Consider the following 4,208-nt stretch of genomic DNA (forward strand, 5'->3'; position numbering starts at 1 on the left):
CCTGGCTCAGTCGGGCCCGGCGGCTCGGCCGTTCGCCTCGGTCGCTGCCCGGGCCGCCGCCGCGGCCCGCTCGACCCACTTCGGGGTCGCCCCGTACCGCTGGAAGGGCACGAGCTCGCCCGCCGCGCTGCACTCGACGAGCTGCGACATCCGTCGTTCCCGCGTGGACTCCTGCTTCGCGGACCGCACCCAGTGCGCGACCAGCTTGCGGTAGCTCGGCGTCGCGGTCTCCCAGAAGGCGGACGCCGCGGCATCCGCCTCGAGCATCGCCGCGAACGACGGCGGCAGCGCCTCATCGAGGTTCTCGAACGAGTAGATCGCCGTCGGGTCGTCGCGCCGCCGCTCGTACGCCGCGATGCCCGCCGGACGCATGCGGCCTTCGGCCGTGAGCCGCTCGACGTGCGCGACGTTCACGGCCGACCAGTTGCTCGTCGGCTTGCGGGGAGTCCAGCGCTGCCGACGGGCGACGTCGTCGATGCGCTGCGACACCGAGTCGATCCAGCCGAAGCAGAGCGCCTCGGGCACGGCCTCCTCCCACGTGAGTCCGCGCTCGGGCGCGCCCTTTTTGTAGAGGCCCATCCACAGTTCGGTCTCGGTCTCGTGGTTGGCCTCGAGCCAGGCGCGGAACTCCTCTGGACCTGAGAAGAACAGGGCGGGCCGCTCGGGCGTGCCGCCCGGCGTGCCGATGGTGCCGCTCATGGGTCGAGTCTGGCAGGGGCCACCGACGCCGGCACCGGCGCCTCGGGACCGGCGGCGCCGGGTCACCCCGTTGCGTCGCCCCGCGCCGATCGTCCACCGCAGGTGCCGTGGAACGGGCAATTCGTCCCGTCTACTTTTGACATCGTTGACGCGAAAGTTGCCCAACCGATAGACAGAGCGCACGCTCGACCGGCCCGCACCCGCGGTTCGGCTCGGCCGGCCGGAGTTGGGGGACGACGGCACTCGTGGGTGCTCCCTCCGGCGCAGGCTCCATCTCAGAGTCACCGCAACGAGGGGGAAGACACGATGTCCACGATGAGACGCAGGATGCTCGGGGGGTCGGCGGCGTTCGCCGCGCTCGCCGGGTTGATCCTCACCAGCATGACGCCCATCGGTCCGGCCAGCGGCACCGAGCCGCTGCCGGACCTCGTCCGCGACGCCGGTGACGAGGTCGCCGTCGTCGAGGTGATCGTCGCCGACGCCGCAGAGCTCGACCGCCTGGTCGACACCGGCGTCGACCTCGACCACGCCGCGCACGCCAACCCGGACGGCACGATCACCGCCCACGCGGTCGTCAGCGACGGCGAGGCGGACGCGCTCCGGGCGCACGGCTTCGCGGTCGGGAAGTCCCTGCACGACGAGGACGACACCGCCGCCGTGCTCGCCGAGCGCGACGCGACCATCGCCGAGGCGGTCGCGGCGAACGAGGAGTTCGCGGAGGCCGCGGCGGCCGCCGAGGTCTCCGACGTGAAGATCATCCGCGCCGACTACTACACCTCGTACGGCGTCGGCTACCTCTCCGTCGAGGCCAAGTGGGCCGACGGACAGACGAATTCGGCCCAGCTCACGGTCGAGCGCGACAGCGGTCCGGGCACCGACCCGGGCTCCGGCGGCAGCCAGAACATCAGCCGCTTCGTCGACGCGAGCGTCTACCTGTACCACCGCGGCGCCGCCGTCGTCGAGACGCGACCCGACACGATCCGCATCGTCAGCCCGACCGGCGACGTCGCCACCGCGAAGGTGAACGACTGGCTGCCGCTCGAGGGCGAGGACGCGTTCGGCCCGAACTACCAGAGCGACTTCATCACGTCGTACCTGACGCCGACCGAGCTCTACGACCGCATCGCCGACCTCGCCGCGGAGTTCCCGCAGATCTCGGAGATCGTCGAACTGCCCTACGAGACGAACGGCTACCGGCGCCTCGCCCAGGCGGTGCTCGGCTCCAGCAGCAGCACCCGCGTCGCGGTCGACTCGATCGCCTGGGGCCACGAGGGCGGCAACGACCTCAGCATCGCGACGGTCGACCCCGGCGCGCCGAACTCGCCGCTCTCGGTCACCGTCGCCGGCGGTGACATCACGGTGTCGCTCGCGACGAGCGCCGCCGGCGACGTCACGAGCACCGCGGCGCAGGTCGTCGCGGCGATCAACGCCTCGCCCGCGGCATCCGCGCTCGTCGTCGCGTACACGTACCGCGGCAACTCCGGGTCGGGGGTCGTCGCCCCCGCGGCGGCGGACCTCACCGACGACCTGTCGGCGCCCGAGACCGTCTCGCGCGACCCGCACCCGGTGTACGCGATCCGGATCGGCAAGGTGCGCGACGGCTCGAAGCCGGGCGTCCTCGCCTACGCCCAGGAGCACGCACGCGAATGGGTGCCGCCGCTCGTCGCGGTCGAGACCGCCGAGCGGATGCTGCGCAACTACGCGCAGGACGCGGAGACCAAGCGCCTCGTGAACAACCTCGACATCTGGATCGTGCCCTCGGTCAACCCGGACGGCGGTCACTACTCGTTCTACGACTTCAACTCGCAGCGGAAGAACATGTTCAACCACTGCGAGCGGACGGGCAGCGCCGACTTCCTCGCGAGGGACAACTGGGGCGTCGACAACAACCGCAACTACGACACGTACAGCCTCTTCGACGGCTACAACGGCGCGTCGACGTCGTGCACGAGCAGCACGTACGCCGGCCCGAGCGAGCTGAGCGAGCCGGAGAGCGCCAACATCGACTGGATCGCGGCGGAGAACCCGAACATCGAGTTCTCGATGAACCTGCACAGCTCGGGCAACTACTTCATGTGGTCGCCCGGCGCGTACATCACCCCGGGTCGCATCTCGGCGCCGCGACCGACGGTCGAGGACGAGGCGTACTTCTGGGGCGCGTCGTCGCGGATCCTCTCCGAGATCAAGCGGTACCGCGGCCTGTCGGTGACCCCGGCGCGCACGGGCCCCGTCTCCGACGTGCTGTACTCGGCGGCCGGCAACTCCGGTGACATGCTCTGGTACAAGTACGGCATCTACGCCTGGAACTTCGAGGTCGGGACGCAGTTCCAGCCCCCGTTCGAGAACGAGAACCCGATGGGCCCGTCGGCGCACGCCGAGTCGCAGGAGTTCGCGAACGGCCTCGTCGAGCTCATGCGCGTGGCGTACGACTACCACACCGACTCGCAGCGCCCCTCGAGTTCGGTGGTCGTCTCGGCGAGCGCCGAGGCGGGCATGGTCGACGTGGTGTTCGAGACGTCGGAGCCGGCGTCGGTCTTCTACACGGTCGACGGGGCCAAGCCGACGTTCGCCTCGACGATGTATGCCTCCGCGGGCATCCGCGAGGGCGGTGAGACGATCACGGTGCCGGCCGGCACCAGGATCAAGTGGTTCTCCGTCGACGCGGCGGGCAACATCGAGAAGAACTACAAGCCCGGAGGCGGCGGCACCAACTTCAGCACGACGACGGCGAACGCGCCGAGCTGAGCCTCCCCGCCAGGCCCGAACCGGCTGCGGCCGCGGCGTCCGAACGGATGCCGCGGCCGCGGTCGTCGGCGTAGGGTGTGCCCATGTCCGACACCGCCATGCCCGAGGCCATCCGGGCGTTCGTCGACACCACCAACGCCGGCGACTCCGAGGGGTTCGTCGCCGCCTTCACCGAGGACGCGTACGTCAACGACTGGGGTCGCGAGTTCCACGGCCGCGAGGGCGTCGCGAGCTGGAACGAGTCCGACAACATCGGCAGGAACGCGCACGTCGAGGCGCACGCCATCAGGACGGGACGGTTGCCGGGACAGTACCTGCTCACGGTGACCGTCTCGGGCGGCGGGTACAACGGGCCGGGCGTCTTCACGTTCGACCTGCGCGACGGGCTGATCGCGCGGTTCCTCATCGCGTAGGCCTGCGATCCGACGATGCGCTTGCACAGGGCGACGCGACGGCGCACACTGCATCCATGACCACTGAGGCCGATGAACAGCAGGCCGTCGAGCACGTCGTCTCGCGCCTGCTGGAGCGCTTCCCCTCCCTCTCCGAGGATCACGTCCACGCGATCGTCGACGAGGAGCACCACCGGTTCGACGGTCGACCGGTCCGCGACTTCGTGCCCGTGCTCGTCGAGCGCGAGGCCCGCAAGCGGCTGAAGGCGGAGGCGAAGGGCGTCGACGTCGAGCCGGACGCCGCGGCGCTCGCCGCCGCGGACGAGGTCCGGCGCCCCGACGGCGCCGAGGTCGACCCGATGGAGCGCGCGC

The 4,208-nt window shown here is 70.8% G+C and carries 4 protein-coding genes; 3 read left to right on the forward strand and 1 reads right to left on the reverse strand.

Features of this window, described 5'->3' with window-relative positions; translation table 11 throughout:
* Positions 1-6 precede the first annotated feature (6 nt).
* Positions 7-699 carry a YdeI/OmpD-associated family protein gene (locus tag ESO86_RS12525; RefSeq protein ID WP_129235329.1) on the reverse strand — a complete coding sequence of 231 codons (693 nt, stop codon included), beginning with the start codon at positions 697-699 and terminating at the stop codon, positions 7-9.
* Between the two features lie 315 nt (positions 700-1,014).
* Between ESO86_RS12525 and ESO86_RS12530 the strand changes: the two genes are divergently transcribed.
* From ESO86_RS12530 to ESO86_RS19775, 3 genes are all read left to right on the forward strand, one after another.
* Positions 1,015-3,444: a M14 family metallopeptidase gene (locus ESO86_RS12530; RefSeq protein ID WP_207207116.1), complete on the forward strand. Its 2,430-nt coding sequence runs from the start codon at positions 1,015-1,017 to the stop codon at positions 3,442-3,444.
* 83 nt (positions 3,445-3,527) lie between these two features.
* On the forward strand, positions 3,528-3,857 hold the full coding sequence (locus ESO86_RS12535) for a nuclear transport factor 2 family protein (protein WP_129235331.1): 330 nt from the start codon (positions 3,528-3,530) through the stop codon (positions 3,855-3,857).
* 56 nt (positions 3,858-3,913) lie between these two features.
* On the forward strand, positions 3,914-4,208 hold a 295-nt coding region (locus tag ESO86_RS19775; protein WP_207207117.1), incomplete at its 3' end, for a three-helix bundle dimerization domain-containing protein.

Origin of the sequence: Agromyces binzhouensis (assembly GCF_004135055.1) — a bacterium.
Lineage (GTDB): Bacteria > Actinomycetota > Actinomycetes > Actinomycetales > Microbacteriaceae > Agromyces > Agromyces binzhouensis.